At 64.3% G+C, this 17,049-nt stretch carries 13 protein-coding genes; 7 read left to right on the top strand and 6 right to left on the bottom strand.

What is annotated here, in order from left to right; translation table 11 throughout:
- Positions 1-113: 113 nt before the first annotated feature.
- Positions 114-479 carry a BlaI/MecI/CopY family transcriptional regulator gene (locus tag QZ266_RS02180; RefSeq protein WP_295691281.1) on the top strand — a complete coding sequence of 122 codons (366 nt, stop codon included), beginning with the start codon at positions 114-116 and terminating at the stop codon, positions 477-479.
- 3 nt (positions 480-482) lie between these two features.
- Here the strand turns inward: QZ266_RS02180 and QZ266_RS02175 are convergent, their stop codons facing one another.
- The 3 genes from QZ266_RS02175 to QZ266_RS02165 form a co-directional block, all read right to left on the bottom strand.
- Positions 483-1,445, bottom strand: a complete 963-nt coding sequence (locus tag QZ266_RS02175) for an alpha/beta fold hydrolase (protein ID WP_295691280.1) — start codon at positions 1,443-1,445, stop codon at positions 483-485.
- Between the two features lie 114 nt (positions 1,446-1,559).
- Positions 1,560-3,872, bottom strand: coding sequence for a TonB-dependent receptor (locus QZ266_RS02170; protein ID WP_295691278.1), 2,313 nt, complete (start codon positions 3,870-3,872; stop codon positions 1,560-1,562).
- Positions 3,869-4,780: an alpha/beta hydrolase gene (locus QZ266_RS02165; RefSeq protein ID WP_295691277.1), complete on the bottom strand. Its 912-nt coding sequence runs from the start codon at positions 4,778-4,780 to the stop codon at positions 3,869-3,871. Before QZ266_RS02165 ends, QZ266_RS02170 begins: the two co-directional genes overlap by 4 nt.
- Before the next feature lie 154 nt (positions 4,781-4,934).
- Here QZ266_RS02165 and QZ266_RS02160 point away from each other — a divergent pair, with 154 nt between their 5' ends.
- The 6 genes from QZ266_RS02160 to QZ266_RS02135 all read left to right on the top strand — a co-directional run bounded on the left by QZ266_RS02160 (position 4,935) and on the right by QZ266_RS02135 (position 10,262).
- Positions 4,935-5,471, top strand: coding sequence for a TetR/AcrR family transcriptional regulator (locus tag QZ266_RS02160; protein WP_295691275.1), 537 nt, complete (start codon positions 4,935-4,937; stop codon positions 5,469-5,471).
- Positions 5,468-6,262, top strand: coding sequence for an enoyl-CoA hydratase/isomerase family protein (locus tag QZ266_RS02155; RefSeq protein ID WP_295691274.1), 795 nt, complete (start codon positions 5,468-5,470; stop codon positions 6,260-6,262). Before QZ266_RS02160 ends, QZ266_RS02155 begins: the two co-directional genes overlap by 4 nt.
- Entirely contained in the window at positions 6,262-7,764 is a 1,503-nt protein-coding gene (locus QZ266_RS02150) for a long-chain fatty acid--CoA ligase (protein ID WP_295691272.1), read from the top strand. Before QZ266_RS02155 ends, QZ266_RS02150 begins: the two co-directional genes overlap by 1 nt.
- Positions 7,761-8,156: a MaoC/PaaZ C-terminal domain-containing protein gene (locus tag QZ266_RS02145; protein ID WP_295691270.1), complete on the top strand. Its 396-nt coding sequence runs from the start codon at positions 7,761-7,763 to the stop codon at positions 8,154-8,156. Before QZ266_RS02150 ends, QZ266_RS02145 begins: the two co-directional genes overlap by 4 nt.
- A complete protein-coding gene (locus tag QZ266_RS02140; RefSeq protein WP_295691268.1) occupies positions 8,153-8,542 on the top strand; it encodes a phosphate acetyltransferase in 390 nt (129 codons plus the stop codon). Before QZ266_RS02145 ends, QZ266_RS02140 begins: the two co-directional genes overlap by 4 nt.
- 70 nt (positions 8,543-8,612) lie before the next feature.
- Positions 8,613-10,262: an NAD(P)/FAD-dependent oxidoreductase gene (locus tag QZ266_RS02135; RefSeq protein WP_295691267.1), complete on the top strand. Its 1,650-nt coding sequence runs from the start codon at positions 8,613-8,615 to the stop codon at positions 10,260-10,262.
- 71 nt (positions 10,263-10,333) lie between these two features.
- Here QZ266_RS02135 and ppa read toward each other — a convergent pair whose 3' ends face one another.
- The 3 genes from ppa to QZ266_RS02120 all read right to left on the bottom strand — a co-directional run bounded on the left by ppa (position 10,334) and on the right by QZ266_RS02120 (position 16,919).
- On the bottom strand, positions 10,334-10,861 hold the full coding sequence (ppa, locus tag QZ266_RS02130) for an inorganic diphosphatase (RefSeq protein ID WP_295691266.1): 528 nt from the start codon (positions 10,859-10,861) through the stop codon (positions 10,334-10,336).
- Between the two features lie 110 nt (positions 10,862-10,971).
- Positions 10,972-15,501: a glutamate synthase large subunit gene (gltB, locus tag QZ266_RS02125; protein WP_295691265.1), complete on the bottom strand. Its 4,530-nt coding sequence runs from the start codon at positions 15,499-15,501 to the stop codon at positions 10,972-10,974.
- Positions 15,498-16,919 (bottom strand): NAD(P)-dependent oxidoreductase, encoded by a 1,422-nt coding sequence (locus QZ266_RS02120; RefSeq protein WP_295691264.1) that lies wholly within the window; start codon positions 16,917-16,919, stop codon positions 15,498-15,500. The genes gltB and QZ266_RS02120 overlap by 4 nt, the downstream gene beginning before the upstream one ends.
- Between the last annotated feature and the right edge of the window lie 130 nt (positions 16,920-17,049).

Below are 17,049 nucleotides of genomic sequence, written 5' to 3'. Positions count from 1 at the left end.
ACTGATCGCATGACTTTGATGGCGATCTGCGGCGCGAGCTTTGCAAACAAATCCTTAACACACCAGACCTGTCACGTTTCAGGTCAGGCCGGAAATGTGGAAGGATGATGATGATGAGCCAGAGCGAACGCCTCACTGACGACGAGAACGCCACCATGCGCATCCTCTGGGATCGTGGCGGCGCCTCCGTGAGCGAGCTCGCCATGGCGACCCGCCAGCCGGCCGACACCACGCTGGCTGTCCTGCACGGCCTGCGCCGCAAGGGTGCCGTCGAGCGTCAGCAGGCCGGTCGCAATATCGTCTACCGTCCCTGCCTCAATCGCGAGACCGCCCGCACCCATGCCCTCGGCCGCCTCCTGTGCGGCGAGGAGGCCGGTGGCGAGAATGGTCTCGGCGTGGTGGTTCTGCGCGAAAGCGATGTCGACCCCAAGGACTGGGCCGATCTGCAGGCCGAGATCGCTCAGCGCCGCAAGGCCTGAGCCCTAGGGCGCCTCGAGAAACTCCCGCATGTCAGCCAGCGTTCGAGCGGGCGCTTCCTCATGCACGACGTGTCCGAGATCCGGATAGGTGACCAGTCGCGCGTCCGGAATGGTGGCGGCCATCAGGGGACCGTGTGAGGGCGGCACCATGCGATCGGCTTCGCCCCACACGATCAGGGTCGGAACCGCGATACGCGCGAGATCGGCGGACGGCTCGGGCAGGGTGAACACTTCCAGTCGTTCGACCATCGCCTCGCCCACGCCTTCCCCGCGCATCAATTCATGGACGCGGCCGGACATGCCCTCGGGCATGCGGGCCGGGTCTGCGAACAGGGCCTGGGTCGCCGCATTGATCACCGGTTCCGGCGCCTGGGTCAGGAAGAAGCGAACCGGGATTGGCACGTCGACAGGCTCTTCGGTGACGCCATTGATGGAATAGCCGCCGGGTGCCAGCAGGACGAGCCGGTTGACCCGGTCCGGATGCGCAACAGCCAGGCGCCAGCTGACCAGCCCGCCGAGGGAATTGCCGACCAGGGTCGCGTCGGGAATGTCGAGCGCGTCCATCAAACCATCGACAAACTCGACCGTCTGCGAAACCGAGTAACGCGCCTGCGGGTCCGGTCCGGTCAGTCCGTGACCGGGCAGATCCATGCGCACAACCCGGTAGTCGGCCGACAGATCCGCCGCCCACGCATCCCAGCTTTCCAGGGAGTGCGAGAAACCGTGCACCAGGATCAGGACCGGTGCTGTTTCAGGGCCTTCGATACGGACCCGCGTTGGCTGACCGGCGACATCGACCAGGCGGTCCGCCTCGCTCCACCAGGGCGAGTCGATGCCGGGCCCCTCCGCCAGGTCCACACCGCCATCGGCGGGCCCTGCCGCGTCCTGGCGCATCTGGGTCAGGACGTAGACGCCCACACCCACGAGGAAGAAGACACCGAGAAGAAGAGCGATCAGGACGCGCATGGCAGACCCCGTGAGTTGAGAAAACAAGAACGGCGGCACCCGGTCTGGGCGCCGCCGTCAGGATAGTCCGGAACCGGCGAACAGGGGAGGGTCCCGTCCGCCGAACCAGGAGGCCTAGTAGCGCCAGGAGATCGTGGCCGTCACCGTGCGCGGCGGGCCGTAATAGCCAACCAGCGTACCTTCAAGGCCCAGTTCCGGTGCCAGCGTCGTATTGTTGACGAAGTCATAGCCGGAGACCCGATACTCTTCATCGGTCAGGTTGCGGCCATGCAGGCCGAACTGCCAGTGACCGTCCTCGCCTTCCCAGACCATGGATGCGTTCCACAGGGTGTAGGCACCCTGATCAAGCAGCGGGAAGGGGAATTCGAACTGGCTGGAGTCACCACGATGGCTGATCGTGTTGATGACCGACAGATCGCCACCATGCAGCGGCGTGATGTAGGTCAGCGTGGCCGAAGCCGTGGTGTCCGGCGTGTTCTGGATCACGACCTGATCAGAGACATCAACACCGAAGGCATTGATGAACTGGTCGTATTCGCCGTCCAGCAGGCCGACGGCCCAGCCGAGGGTCATGATGTCGCCCTGGGCGAACACGTCCTGACCGAGATCCAGCGAGCCTTCATATTCGATACCGCGAATGGTGGCGGCGCCGGCATTGGTGGTCACGCCGGTGAAGGTGTCGTTGATACCGTCATTATCGGTATCGATACCCACAGAACCCGGCACCTGGATGTCGGTATAGTCCATGTTGAAGACGGCCAGGCTGTGGCGATAGCCATTGCCCTGGTATTTCCAGCCGATCTCGATGCTGTCGACCGTCTCCGGATCAAAGCTCATGAACTGGAAGACTTCATCGGCCTCGATCGTGCCGTTCTGGTCAAAGTCCGGTGTGCCCGTCGTCTGGGCGCGCGGATCGAAACCACCACCCTTGAAGCCCTGGGAATAGGTCACGTAGAAATTGTTCTCGGCATTCGGCTGCCAGGCAAGCGAGGCGGTCGGCGAGAAATCATCCCAGGAATTGGTGCCGGTGAAGTCCGATGTCGTGGCGATCGGAATGCCGGCGCCACCAAAGAACTCGGAGAAACCGTTGATATAGGTCCGACGCAGAACGGTCGATGTCCGCTCGTCTTCGGTGTAACGGCCGCCGAGTGTCAGCGAGAACTCATCGGTGAGGTCATAGGTGAAGTTGGCAAAGACCGACCAGGTCTTGGTGTCGACATCGCCGAAGGTCTGGGCGTTCAGGCCCGGCAGGGCGATTGCAGCGCCGAGGTTTTCCAGCAGCACATCAAAGACCGTCGTCGCATTGGCGTCGAGATAGTAATAGCCAACCAGACCGTTCAGACGCTCACCGGAGTAGAGCAGCTGGAACTCTTCGGAGAACTGCTCGTTCTCGTAGATCGCCGGCACGTCGAGATCGCCGGACGGCAGGTTGTCGAAATCGATCGGGGTGATCGAGGTGTCGGAGCGATCGGCGAGGATATTGCGGATCGTCCAATTCTCATTGATCTCCCATTCAGCGGTCAAGGCGACGCCATCGCCTTCGACTTCCTGGTCGACGACATTCAGGCCGGCGCGGGTGTCATGGACATTGTCCAGGACAGGCGCACCGGACAGGGCGCCCGGAATCAGGCGGTGACCGCCACGCGCATTCGATGTGTCAGAGACGCTGTCATAGGCCAGGCGAACAAAGAAGGTGTCCGTCGGTTCCCATTCGGCGGAGACGCGGTAGCCGAAGACATTCTTGTCGTAGTTTTCTTCGCCGGTATTCAGGTTCTCACCGAAGCCATCGCGCGTGAAACGGCCGATTGTCGCACCGATGCGGAATGTGTCGTCGAGCGGGGCGCTGCCGGACAGGACCGTGTCGAGCTGGCCATAGCTGCCGACGCTGACCCGGGTCGACAGGGTCGGCTGATCCGGGTCGATGCGACGGGTGACGTATTTGACGGCACCACCGATTGTGTTGCGGCCATAAAGCGTGCCCTGCGGGCCGCGCAGTACTTCGATGCGGTCGACATCATAGATATCGAGCACAGCGCCCTGCGGACGGTTGAGATAGACGTCGTCGACATAAATGCCGACACCGGCTTCGAAACCGGCAACCGGATCCTGCTGACCGACGCCGCGGATGAAGGCGGACAGGGTCGAATTGGTGCCGCGGGACACTTCCAGCGTGATATTCGGTGTGGTGTCAGCAATGGCGACGATGTCGAGCGCGCCCATGCGCTCGAGATCTTCCCCGGACATGGCCGAGACAGACAGCGGCACGTCCTGCAGTGTTTCCTCGCGACGACGAGCCGTCACGGTGATGACTTCGCGGTCCTGGGACGCGCCATTGTCCTGGGCCACGGTCGGAGCCGTGATCAGGGCTGATGTGGCAACCGTGCTCAGCAAGAGCGCGCTGCCCGTCAGGGTCTTGAACTTTTTCATTGGGTACTCCCCTCGATGGTGTCGTTGGATGCCGCCTGCGCCAGGGCCTGGCGGGCGAAGTTTCTGACCGCGTCGACAAATTCTTCCGGTTGTTCGAGATGCGGTGCATGCCCGGAGTGGGCGAACCCGTGCGCCGTTGCGGCGGGCAGGGTTTCGACGAGATAGCGGCTCGTCTCCGGGCCATAGGCATCGCTGCGTTCGCCGAAGGCGATCAGCGCCGGGATGGCCATTCCCGGAAGGGTTGCGCGCAGGTCTTGCTGCGCCATGGACGCCCACAGATCCGCCATGGAATTGGCGTTTCGGGCGACCAGGAGTGTCAGGGCTTCCGCGACGATTTGCGGCTCGCGAGCCGCCCGGTCGCGGGCAAAAATGCGCGGGGCAAAGGCGGCGGCATAGGCAGGCCAGTCGGCCCGCATGGCTGCGGTCGCGCGGACCGAAGCCTCGACATCCATGCCGCTCGACATGCCGAGCGTCCAGCTCGCATCATTGAGGATGCGCGGGCTCATATCCTCGATGACCATGCCGGCCAGCCGGTCATGGCCATGACGCTCGATCATCGACCACAATACCGTGGCCCCCATTGACCAGCCGAGCGCAATTATCGGGGCGATGCCCAGCGTGGCGATAAGCTCGTCCATGTCATCGGCCAGGTCGGTGATTGTCGCCCTCCCGGGCCCGGCCGGCGTATCGCCATGACCGCGCAGGTCCGGAATGATGACGCGAAACTCGTCTGCCAGTCGGGCCGCGATGTCTTCGAAGAAGATGCCCGACGCCGCCCAGCCATGGACCAGGAAGAGCACCGGTCCGCTACCGATATCGCGATAGGCCAGAACCGTCCCGTCACGCAGGGTGAGGTGACGCGTCATGCGCTCACCGTTTTCCGGACCTTGCGGCTGCGGGTTGGCCAAAACTCAAACTCCCCTTGGCCGTCCAATTTTCGCTGGATCGTGCCATATTGATTTAGGATCCATTTTGTGAAAACTGAATCATATGTCAACTTCTGAAACGAGCTCGGTCGATAAACGACCCAAGACCGCACGCGGTCAAAGGACCCGGAACAGGTTGCTGGATGCGGCTGAAGGGGCTTTCGGGGAGAATGGTTTTCATGCCACCTCGATCGGCGATATTACGCGCCGCGCCTCGGTGGCCCTGGGGACTTTCTACGTTTATTTCGATTCCAAGGACGAAATTTTCCGCGCCCTGGTGGCGCATATGGGCGACATGACACGCGGCTGGATCGCCGAACGCGTCAAGGGTGCGCCCGACCGCCTGGAGACCGAACATCGCGGTCTGGTCGCCTATATCGAATTCGCCCGCGCCCACCCGAATCTCTACCGGATCATCGAAGAGAGCCAATTCGTCGCGCCGGACGCCTACAAGGCTCACTACGACGTCTTCCTCGAACGCTATCAGCGCAATCTGGAAGACGCCGCGGCGCGGGGCGAGGTCCGGGCCGGCGACCAGGGTACGCGCGCCTGGGCCCTGATCGGGATGAGCGTTTTCATGGGGCTCCGATACGGTATCTGGGAAGGGGATCGCGACCCGGAAGAGGTTGCCCGCACCGTCTCCGACCTCATCGCCAATGGCCTGAAACCATGAGTGAAATGCCGGACATAATGCCGGTCATTCTCGACCGTGACGGCGATACGGCCTGGGTCCGCCTGAACCGTCCCGGACGTGCCAATGCCCTGACGCCCGACCTGCTCGACGCCCTCACCGAAGCGCTGTCGCACTGTGTTGATGCCCGCGCGGTTGTGCTCACCGGGCAAGGCCGGGCTTTCTCGTCGGGCGGCGATATCCGCGAATTTCACGCCCGCGCCGAAGATCCGGCAGCCCTTGAGGCCTTCGGCACTGCCGTTGTGTCCGCGCTCAACCGCACGATTCTGGCCCTGCGCGCTCTGCCCTGCCCCACCGTGGCCGCGGTCAATGGACCGGTGACCGGCGGTGCGATCGGCCTGATGCTGGCCTGTGATATCACGGTGATGAGCCAGGACGCCTTCATCCAGCCCTATTACGCAAAAATGGGCTTCGCGCCCGATGGCGGCTGGACCGCGCTCCTGCCGGAGCGGATCGGTACGGCACGGACCGCCAGCTGGCTTGCCCTCGACAATCGCGTCAGCGCTCTGGCGGCATTCGAGATGGGCGTGGCCGACATGCTCTACCCGGCCGCGGACTTCACGGACGGCGTGCAAACACTCCTCGCCGGACTGGCCAGCCACGACCCGGTCGTCGCCGTGACCGCCCGCCGCCTGCTCGAAGCGCGCGATGTCCGGGACCCGCTCTCGACCCGTCTCGACCGCGAGCTGGCAGCCTTCACCCGCCTCCTCGTCCGCCCGGAAACGCGTGAGCGGATGGCTGCCTTCCTCGGTCCGAGAGCGGAGGCCGGCTGATGGATATGATCACCGACATCACCGCAAGGCGCGCGGCGCTGACGCCCGACCGGACCGCCTTCCACAGGGTTGAAACCGGCGAGACGGTCAGCTTTGCCGAGCTTGAAGACCGCTGCGCTCGCGCGGCCAGCGTGCTGGCTGGACGCGGGGTGAAAGCCAAGGACCGCGTCGCCATCCTGTGCCGCAACCGGATCGAGTTTTTCGAGGCGCTGTTTGCCTGTGCCAAGCTGGGCGCCATTCTCGCACCGCTCAACTGGCGCATGCCGGCACGTGAATTGAGCGACTTGCTCGCCGATTGTGATCCGGTCCTGCTTCTGGCCGGTGCGGAGGATGCCGACGCCGCCGCCGAGGCCGCCGCCCCGACCGGGCTGACCTGCGTCGATCTGGAAGATGACTGGCCAAGCGCGCGCAAGGCAGCAGCCCCGCACCCGGGGCGCCCGGCCTGGCCCGGTGATGAGCCGTGGTATCTGATCTATACATCCGGCACGACCGGTCGTCCCAAGGGGGTGATCCAGACCTATCGCATGGCGCTGGTGAACTACGTCAACATCTCCCAGGCCATTGGTCTGCGGGACGGCGATGCGACGGTCAATTTCCTGCCTCTCTTCCACACGGCGGGCATCAATCTTCACACCCTGCCCGTGCTGATGGCAGGCGGACTCAATCACATCCTGTCCGGCTTCGATGCCGGCGCGGTTCTCAAACTGATCGATGAGGGCCGCCTGGATGTCATGTTGTGCGTTCCGGCGGTCTATCGCGAACTCTCCGTCCACCCGGCCTTCGAGGGCGCAGACCTGACGCGGCTGCGCCACTGGGCCTGTGGCGGTGCGCCCATGCCGGACGTGCTGATCGAGACCTTTGCTGCCCGCGGAGCGATCGTTTGCAACGGCTTCGGCATGACCGAGACCGGTCCGACCGCCTTTCTGATGGATCGCGAGCATGCGCTGGCGAAGATTGGCTCTGTCGGCAAGCCGCAACTCCTCATCAATGCGCGCATCGCCACGCCAGACGGCGCGCCATTGCCCACGGGCGAGACCGGTGAGGTGCAATTCTTCGGACCGGGCCTGACGCCGGGCTATTGGCATCGCGACGCCGAAACCGCATCGCTCTTCACCGCCGATGGTTGGCTCAAGAGCGGCGATCTGGGCCGTTTCGACGCCGATGGCTATTGCTTCATCGCCGGCCGGATCAAGGAGATGTACATCTCGGGCGGCGAAAACGTCTATCCGGCCGAAGTCGAGAATGTCCTCGACGAACACCCCGCCATCCTTGAAGCCACGGTGACCGGCGTGCCGGACGAGAAGTGGGGGGAGGTCGGCTGTGCCCATCTCATCCTGCGTTCGGGCAAATCGGTGACCGACGAGGCCCTGCGCGCCTGGTGCCGGGAACGGCTGGCGGGCTACAAGCTGCCCCGGCACTTCCTGCGCGCTGACGAGTTTCCGCGCACCGCCGCCGGCAAGGTGCAGAAGCATCTCCTGCCCCGACCGGAGGGGGTTGAATGACGGCCCCGAAACCCGTCCCGGCGCGTGACCATGCAGTCTTGGACAGGACTTTCAGCCAGGCCGATTTCAACGCCTTCGCCCGCCTGTCGGGCGATGACAACCCGATCCATGTCGACCCGGAATTCTCGGCCCGGACCCGTTTCGGTCGAACCGTCGCCCATGGCGCGCTTTTGTGCTCTGTCCTGCGCGGCCTGGTGGAGACAATCATGCCCGGTGGACGCCAGCTGAGACAGAACACGCAATATCCGGCTCCCAGCCCGGCGGGCGAGGCGCTTCGTTTCGAGGCCGAAACAGTGGGCGAAACAGAACACGGCGTGACGATCGCACTGAAAGTCACACGCCTCTCGGACGGCGTCATCACCTGCCTCGGCGAGACCGAGGTGACGGTATGAGTCAGCCGCTCGCGATCGGTCAGAGCGCGATCACGCGGCGCACCTTCTCGCCGCAGGATGCCGACGCCCTGCACACACTCACCGGCGCTCCGCTCGCCGGCGACACCGTGCCGGAAGCCCTGATCAACGGCCTCTTCTCCTATCTTCTGGGCGTCGACCTGCCGGGTGAGGGCACGAATTATCTCAAGCAGGAAACCCGCTTCCTGGCGCCGGCGCCGCTGGGCGACGAATTGACGGCCCGAATCGAGATTACGCGCCTGCGCCCCGACAAGCATCTCGTCGATCTGGCCACGACCTGCGTCACCAAAAGCGGGCACATCATCGCCGAAGGGCGCGCCCTCGTGCTGGCCCGGGATGTCGCCGGCGCCTTTGCCAGCACGGCCTGAGCCACGCTCCGCCGGCACAACTTGCACTCTGCATTGTGCTTTTTCCGGTTCGCGGCCAATCTCCTGCGCCATGAACGCCCTCAAGAAAACCGCCCACACCCCTGCCGACGGCGCCCGTCCCGACCGTGACATCATCATCGTCGGTGGCGGCCACAATGGTCTGGTCTGTGCCGCCTATCTGGCCAAGGCCGGTTTGAAAGTGACCGTGCTGGAACGCCGCGACATGGTCGGCGGCGCAGCGGTCACCGAGGAATTCCATCCCGGTTTCCGCAATTCCGTCGCCAGCTACACCGTCTCGCTGCTCAACCCGAAAGTAATCGCCGATCTCGATCTGCACGGGCATGGCCTCGAGATTGTCGAGCGGCGGATCGGCAATTTCCTGCCGCTGGAAGACGATCGCTATCTGCTGGCCGGCGACGCACTGACCCGCGAGCATCTCGCCAAATTCTCGCCCCGCGATGCCGAACGGCTGGGGGATTATGAAGCCCGTCTTGAAGTCGTCGCCGACACGCTGCGCGCGCTGGTCCTGGAGACCCCGCCCAATCTCTCGGAGGGCAGTTTCCTGGGCGCCATTCCGGACTTGCTGAAAGCCGCCAATCTGGGTGGAAAACTGGGCAATATGTCGATGACGGCGCGCCGTGACCTGCTGGACCTCTTCTCCAAATCGGCCGGAGACTGGCTGGATGGCTGGTTCGAGAGTGACGCCATCAAGGCGCTGTTCGGTTTCGACAGCATTGTCGGCAATTTCGCCAGCCCCTACACGCCGGGCAGTGCCTATGTCCTGCTCCACCACCTGTTCGGCGAGGTGAATGGCAAGAAGGGCGCCTGGGGTCATGCCATCGGCGGTATGGGGGCCATCACCCAGGCCATGGCGCGCTGCTGTGAGGCACGCGGGGTCGAGATCCGCACCGGATGCGCGGTCGAGAATGTCCTGGTCGATGACGCCGGACGCTCGGGCGCGGTCAGACTGGCAAGCGGCGAGACGCTCAGCGCCCGGGCGGTGGTCTCCAACCTCAACCCCAAACTCCTGTTCGGATCCCTGATCGACCCGGCCGCCCTGCCCGATGATTTCAGCGAGCGCATCCGCCATTATCGCTGTGGCTCGGGCACATTCCGGATGAATGTCGCGCTGGACCGGCTGCCGAGTTTCACAGCCCTGCCGGGCGAGGGCGATCATCTCACCGCCGGCATCATCATGGCGCCCTCTCTCGCCTATATGGAACAGGCCTATGTCGACGCCCGCCGCGATGGCTGGTCAAAGGCGCCCATCATCGAGATGCTGATCCCCTCAACGCTGGACCCGACCCTGGCGCCGGACGGCCAACATGTCGCCAGCCTGTTCTGCCAACACGTCTCGCCGGAACTGCCCGGCGGTCGCGACTGGGATGATCATCGTGACGAGGTCGCCCGGGTCATGCTCGACACGGTCGAGCGCTGGGCGCCCGGCTTCAAGGACAGCGTGCTGGGCTACCAGGCCCTGACGCCGAAGGATCTGGAACGGACCTTCGGCCTCGTTGGCGGCGACATTTTTCATGGCGCGCTGAGCCTGGACCAGCTCTTCTCGGCCCGCCCGGTGCTTGGTCATGCCGATCATCGCAGCCCGATCAAGGGCTTGTATCAATGTGGCTCCGGCACCCATCCCGGCGGCGGCGTCACCGGTGCGCCCGGCCATAATGCCGCCCGCGAGATCCTGAAGGATTTCGGCAAGCGGATGGGATAGGCGCGCCAGCGCACAGAAAAGCCCCGGACCAGCCAGTCCGGGGCTTTTTCGTGTCGGCGGTGCGAAAAGGCTCAGCCCTTCTCGCGCTCGATCGATTCGACGATCAGCTCGCGCGCCTTGGCCGCATCACCCCAGCCGATCACCTTCACCCACTTGTTGGGCTCGAGATCCTTGTAGTGCTCGAAGAAATGCTTGATGCGCATCAGCTGCGGTTCCGGGATGTCCTCCGGCTCGTTGACCTTGCCGTATAGCGGCGACAATTTGGGATGCGGAACGGCCAGGATTTTCTCGTCCATCCCGCTCTCGTCTTCCATCAGCAGCACGCCGATCGGACGGGCGCGCACGACGCAGCCGGGCACCAGCGTGGTGTGGCCAACGATCATCACATCGATCGGGTCACCGTCTTCCGACAGGGTGTGCGGCATGAAGCCGTAATTGCACGGATAGCTCATCGGCGTGTGCAGGTAACGGTCCACAAAAAGCGTGCCCGCATCCTTGTCCATCTCGTACTTGACCGGCTGGCCGCCGACCGGGACTTCGATGATGACATTGATGTCCTCAGGCGGATTTTCGCCCGCGGGGATTTTGTCGATCCGCATCACATGCTCCTTGCGGCTGGTCCAGGCGATGTCTTACGCCCGATTTCTGGCGCGACCAATGCCCGTGTTGCGCCGCAATATCAATTCTTGAGGTGCGAAAACAACACCATTCAGGCCGTCTGGCTGTCATTGGCCGCTGCGAGGGCGGCCCGTTCACGCTTGACCACTTCCTCGCCGCGCAGGTGCACAAAATGCTCCCGCTCCGTCGACCAGGCGGCCAGAAGACGGGCTGCCACGCGCGATCCGGTCTCTTTCGCATGGGCCTCGATCATGGCCAGGCACCGTCGCTCGGCCTCACCTTCCAACTCGAAGGCCAGCACGGTTTCGCGGTTCAGGCGGGCATCGAGGCGGCGGCTCGGGTCATGGATGAAGACATCGCCGCCCGTCATGCCGGCCGCGAAATTATCGCCCACCGGCCCGAGGATCACCGCCATACCGCCGGTCATGTATTCACACCCGTTCGTGCCACACCCCTCGATCACAGCGTCGGCACCGGAATTGCGGACAGCAAAGCGCTGACCGGCGCGGCCCGCTGCCAGGAGGCGGCCGGAGGTGGCACCATACAGACAGGTGTTGCCGATGATGGCGTGTTCCTCATTGGCCTCGGTCGCGCCACCATATGGCCGCACGATGATACTAGCACCGGACAGGCCCTTGCCGACATAATCATTGGCATCGCCATCGAGCTCGATCCGTAGCCCCTTGGCCGAAAAGGCCCCCAGCGACTGACCGGCCGAGCCGCGCAGGCGCAGGGTGAGATGGTCCGCGCCCAGCCCGTCCGGACCGAAGCGGCGCACGATCTCGGCCGAGGTCCGCGTCCCGACAGCGCGATCGGTATTCTTGACGCCATAATCCAGCTGCATCTTCTCGCCGCGATCGAAAGCGGGCGCCGCATCGGTGATGATCTGCTCGTCGAGGGCGGGCGCCACATCATTGCGCAACAGGCGGGTCGAGCGGGCCGGCCGCTCCACCGCATCGGCCCGCGACATGATCGCGGAGAGGTCGAGATCGTCGAGCGATTCCGAACCGCGCGAGACCTGGTCGAGCAAATCAGCCCGCCCGATCACATCTTCCAGCGAGGTGGCTCCGAGGCCCGCGAGGATCTCGCGGACATCCTGGGCCAGGAAGGTCATCAGATTGACGACATGGTCGGGCGCGCCGCCGAAACGGGCCCGCAGATCATCATCCTGGGTGCAGACACCGACCGGGCAGGTATTGGAATGGCACTGGCGCACCATGAGGCAGCCCAGCGCAATCAGCGAGGCCGTGCCGACGCCGAATTCCTCGGCACCCAGCATGGCGGCAACGACGATATCGCGGCCGGTCCGGATACCGCCATCCGCGCGCAGGGTCACGCGTTCGCGCAGCCCGTTGAGAGACAGCATCTGATGCGCTTCCGCGAGGCCGAGCTCAAGCGGTCCACCGGCGAACTTGATCGAGGACAGGGCCGCGGCCCCCGTCCCGCCAACCGAACCGGAAATATTGATGATATCCGCATTGGCCTTGGCCACACCGGCCGCCACCGCGCCGACACCGGCTGCCGCAACCAGTTTCACCCCGACGCGGGCGGTCGGATTGATCTGCTTGAGATCATAGATGAGCTGGGCCAGATCCTCGATCGAGTAGATATCATGGTGTGGCGGCGGCGAAATCAGGCTGACCCCCGGGGTCGCCAGACGCATGCGGGCGATGAAGTCGGTGACCTTGAAGCCGGGCAATTGCCCGCCCTCGCCGGGCTTGGCGCCCTGGGCAACCTTGATCTCCATTTCGCGGCACTGGCCGAGATATTCCGCCGTGACGCCGAAGCGTCCGGAAGCGATCTGCTTGACCGCCGAATTCATGTTGTCGCCATTCGGCATCGGCTTGTAGCGGACCGGGTCCTCCCCGCCCTCACCTGACACCGATTTCGCGCCGATCCGGTTCATGGCGACATTGAGCGCGCCGTGGGCCTCTGGCGACAGCGCGCCGAGCGACATGCCCGGGGTCACGAAGCGACGTCGGATGCCATTGATCGACTCGACCCGGTCCAGACCGACAGACGGCCCGATCGGACGCATGTCGATGAGGTCACGCAAATGGATGGGGCCCTGAGCTTTGACGGCCTCGCGGTAGGACTTCCAGGCGACCGGGTCATTGTCACGGACCGCGCCTTGCAGCGCGCTGATCACCGGCGCGTTCAGGGCGTGGCGATCACCGCTGGAGCGCTGGCGGTAGAAGCCGCCGATCGGCAGGCGCGCCTCGCCAGTCCAGGCCTTGCGATGAAGGTCGAGCGTGCGGGCTTCCAGGCCCGGCAGTCCGATGCCGGAGATCCGGCTGACCACGCCAGGCAGATAGGCTTCAACAAGCGCGCGGGAGAGGCCGAGGACTTCGAAATTGCAGCCGCCCCGATACGAGGAAATGATCGAAATCCCCATTTTGGAGAGGATTTTCAGCAGACCGCCGTCGAGTGCGGTCTTCAGGCGCGCCGCTCGGGCGCGGGCCCAGTTTTCGCCGCCCACTTTCTCGCGACCGGCCGTCACCGTGTCGAAGGCAAGATACGGGTTCACCGTCGTCGCACCGAGCCCGATCAGAACGGCGGCGTAGTGCGCGTCGAAACACTCGCCCGCGCGCACATTGAGCGAGCAGAAATTGCGCAGACCCTCGCGGGTCAGGGTTGAATGGACAGCCCCGGCCACCAGGATCATCGGCAGAGCCGCATTCTCGCTGTCCTGGCGATGATCGGTAAGGACGAGATGGGCAGCGCCATCGCGCACGGCTGCGACGCACTGGGTGATGACGTCATCAATGGCCTGGCGCAGGGTCTGGCCGTCGCCCGAAGCGTCCCGGATTGGCAGGAGGCAGTCGACTTCCTTGACCGCGCCGCCCATATGGCCGCGCCAGCGCTCGTAACTGCCATTGGACAGAACCGGGCTGTCGAGCACCAGCACGCTGGCGCGCGCTTCGCCCTGACCGAGAATATTGCCGAGATTGCGGAAACGGGTCTTCAACCCCATCACCCGGCCTTCGCGCAGCGGGTCGATTGGCGGATTGGTGACCTGGGAGAAATTCTGGCGGAAGAAATGGGAGAGCGGGCGGTAGTTTTCCGACAGCACGGCCAGCGGTGCGTCATCGCCCATCGAGCCAACGGCTTCCTTGCCATCCTCGGCCATCGCCTTGATGACCAGCTCGATATTCTCGAAGGTAAAGCCGGACGCGGCCTGGCGCCGCGTTCGGTCCGCATCGGAGAAGACCTGGTCTTCCGCGCCCGGACCAACGACGGTCTCCAGATCCTCCATCTCGCCCAGCCAGCGCGTATAGGGATGTTGCTCGGACAGCTCGTTGAGAATGTCCTGCTCGCGATAGAATTTTCCCTCGACGATATCCAGCGCGATAAGGCGACCCGGCGTGATCGACCCACGCTCGGTGACGGTGACCGGATCGACCGGGGCCATCCCGGTTTCCGAGCCGGCGACAAGCACATCATCATTGGTCAGCGCATAGCGCATCGGACGCAGGCCATTGCGATCCAGACCGGCAATCGCCCAGCGTCCGTCAAAGGCGGCAATGGCCGCCGGCCCGTCCCAGGGCTCCATCACGGCATTGCAATACTCATACATCCGGCTCCAGCCCTCGGGCATGACATCGGCCCGCTTGGACCAGGCTTCCGGGATGAGGAGTGTCTTGGTCATCGGCGCCGACCGCCCGGCCCGCACCAGGATTTCAAAAGTCTGGTCAAGCGCCGCACTGTCAGAGGCGCCCTGCTGGATGACGGGTTTCACATCGTCTTCGGCGTCGGCGAAAGCCGTCTCCGCGATGTGGACCTCATGACTGCGCATCCAGTTGATATTGCCGCGGATCGTATTGATCTCACCATTGTGCGCCAGCATGCGGAAAGGCTGGGCCAGCCGCCATTCCGGGAAGGTATTGGTGGAGTAGCGCTGATGGAAGATCGCGAAGGGCGAGACGAAATCCGACGATTGCAGGTCACGATAGAACGCATCGATATCCTCGGCCCGGAACAAGCCCTTGTAGATGATGTCACGCGAGGACAGGGAGCAGACATAGAGATCGCGCAGGTTTTCCTCACGCGCCCGGCGCTCGATGCGGCGGCGCACGATATAGAGAACGCGTTCGACGGCTTCGCTGTCGCGATCGCGCGGATCGCGGAACAGGACCTGCTCGATTTCCGGCAGCGTCGCCCGCGCCTTGTCACCCAGAACAGACGTGTCGATCGGCGGTTGGCGCCAGCCATAGAAGGCGAACCCCTCGCGCAGGATTTCCGCCTCGATGATAGCGCGCGCCCGTTCGCGGGCAGCGAAGTCCGTCCGCGGCAGGAAGATCATGCCGACAATCACATCGCCCCGCTCCGGCTCGTGACCCGTGCGCGACACCGCCGCCTTGAAGAAATCCTGGGGCACACCGACCCGCAGACCGGCGCCGTCGCCGGTCAGACCATCGGCATCCACCGCCCCGCGGTGCCAGACCGCCTTGAGCGCATCGATGGCCAGCTCGACGATATCGCGGCGGGCGCGGCCCTTCATGTCCGCGATGAGGCCGACACCGCAGGCGTCGCGCTCGTCCCGCGGGTCGATCAGGCCGGCATGGGTGAGGGTTTCCAGCCCCTGGCGATGGGCGGCTTCGGTCCAGGTCTTGTCTGTCATTCGGCCGCTCCCAGAACACGCATGCGATCATCGAGGTAGGATTCAATCGAGTGCGCGGCATCGAGCCCGTCCTTGATCGCCCACACCACAAGTGACGCGCCACGGTGCAGGTCACCGGCGACGAAGACACCGTCGAGACTGGCCATGCGCGTATCGCGATCCGCCTCGACACGACCGTCACGATGCACGGACAGGTCCGGCGCTTCAAAGAGGACGGGCAGGTCTTCCGGCGTGAAGCCGAGGGCGGAGATCACCATGTCGGCCGGGCGGTCCCAGGTCTTGCCGGGATCAGCCTCCGGAGCGCGTCGGCCGGAGGCGTCGGGAGCCCCCAGACGCATGCCCTGGACGCGAACGGCAGAGATCGCCTCCCCCTTGGTCAGCACGGCGAGCGGCGCGGACAGCCATTCAAAGACGACGCCCTCCTCCTCGGCATGTTTCACTTCGCGGGCCGAGCCCGGCATGTTGGCGCGATCACGTCGATAGAGGCAGGTCACCGACCTGGCGCCCTGGCGCACTGCGGTACGCACGCAATCCATGGCGGTATCGCCGCCACCGACCACGACCACATCCTTGCCGCCGGCGTCGAGCTCACTGTCATCGGCAGCCGGATCGCCCAGATCATCGCGATTGGAGCGGGTGAGATAGTCGAGCGCTGCCAGCACACCATCGCCGGAGCCCGGACAGGTCAGCTGGCGGGCCTGATAGACACCTGTGGCCAGCAGGACAGCATGATGCTGCTCGCGAATGTCGTCGAGACTGGCATCGCGGCCGACCTCGAATCCGAGCTTGAACACAACCCCGCCCCTGGAGAGCCGGTCGAGCCGACGCTGGACCACGTGTTTTTCCAGCTTGAAGCCGGGAATGCCATACATCAGCAACCCGCCAGCGCGGTCGGCTCGTTCATAAACAGTGACGGCGAAACCGCCCTCGCGCAGGCGTTCCGCAGCGGCGAGGCCGGCCGGACCGGACCCGATGATGGCGACACTCTGGCCCCGTTCCGGGCCGGGTTTGAGCGGCTCGACCCACCCCTCTTTCCAGGCGGTATCGGTGATGTATTGCTCGACCGCGCCGATGGTGACGGCGCCATGCCTTGACTTCTCGACCACACAGGACCCTTCGCAGAGGCGGTCCTGCGGACAGATGCGCCCGCAAATTTCCGGCATGGTCGAGGTCGCTGCGGAGGCGTCATAGGCTTCGCGCAGACGATCCTCTCCGGCCAGCATCAACCAGTCGGGGATATTGTTCTGGAGCGGACAGCCGGATTGGCAGAAGGGCACGCCACATTGCGAACAGCGCGAGGCCTGGTCGGCCGCGGCCTCGGTCGAGAAACCGCGATAGATCTCATTGAAATCCTTACGCCGTTCGCTCTCCGAGCGCTTGTCCGGATAGGCCTGGTCGATGTCCACAAATCTGAGCAATCCCGCCCCCGTCTCAGCTTCAAAAGTTCGCTAATGCAGCACACACTTCGCACTCGCACAAGTCGGCGACCCTGCGGCGAAATGGGATTTTATGCCCTGAAACAGCACTTCAGGGAATGTCATTGCCAAA

It is taken from the genome of uncultured Maricaulis sp. (assembly GCF_905480005.1).
Lineage (GTDB): Bacteria > Pseudomonadota > Alphaproteobacteria > Caulobacterales > Maricaulaceae > Maricaulis.
Note: the sequence above shows the minus strand (reverse complement) of the source record. Positions and strands in the feature narration are given on the sequence as shown.

What these genes read in the sequence shown, in the direction of transcription:
- QZ266_RS02180 (WP_295691281.1), top strand. Translation starts at nt 114, where the DNA reads ATGAGCCAGAGCGAACGCCTCACTGACGACGAGAACGCCACCATGCGC.
- QZ266_RS02175 (WP_295691280.1), bottom strand. Translation starts at nt 1,445, where the DNA reads ATGCGCGTCCTGATCGCTCTTCTTCTCGGTGTCTTCTTCCTCGTGGGT.
- QZ266_RS02170 (WP_295691278.1), bottom strand. Translation starts at nt 3,872, where the DNA reads ATGAAAAAGTTCAAGACCCTGACGGGCAGCGCGCTCTTGCTGAGCACG.
- QZ266_RS02155 (WP_295691274.1), top strand. Translation starts at nt 5,468, where the DNA reads ATGAGTGAAATGCCGGACATAATGCCGGTCATTCTCGACCGTGACGGC.
- QZ266_RS02150 (WP_295691272.1), top strand. Translation starts at nt 6,262, where the DNA reads ATGGATATGATCACCGACATCACCGCAAGGCGCGCGGCGCTGACGCCC.
- QZ266_RS02145 (WP_295691270.1), top strand. Translation starts at nt 7,761, where the DNA reads ATGACGGCCCCGAAACCCGTCCCGGCGCGTGACCATGCAGTCTTGGAC.
- QZ266_RS02140 (WP_295691268.1), top strand. Translation starts at nt 8,153, where the DNA reads ATGAGTCAGCCGCTCGCGATCGGTCAGAGCGCGATCACGCGGCGCACC.
- QZ266_RS02135 (WP_295691267.1), top strand. Translation starts at nt 8,613, where the DNA reads ATGAACGCCCTCAAGAAAACCGCCCACACCCCTGCCGACGGCGCCCGT.
- ppa (WP_295691266.1), bottom strand. Translation starts at nt 10,861, where the DNA reads ATGCGGATCGACAAAATCCCCGCGGGCGAAAATCCGCCTGAGGACATC.
- gltB (WP_295691265.1), bottom strand. Translation starts at nt 15,501, where the DNA reads ATGACAGACAAGACCTGGACCGAAGCCGCCCATCGCCAGGGGCTGGAA.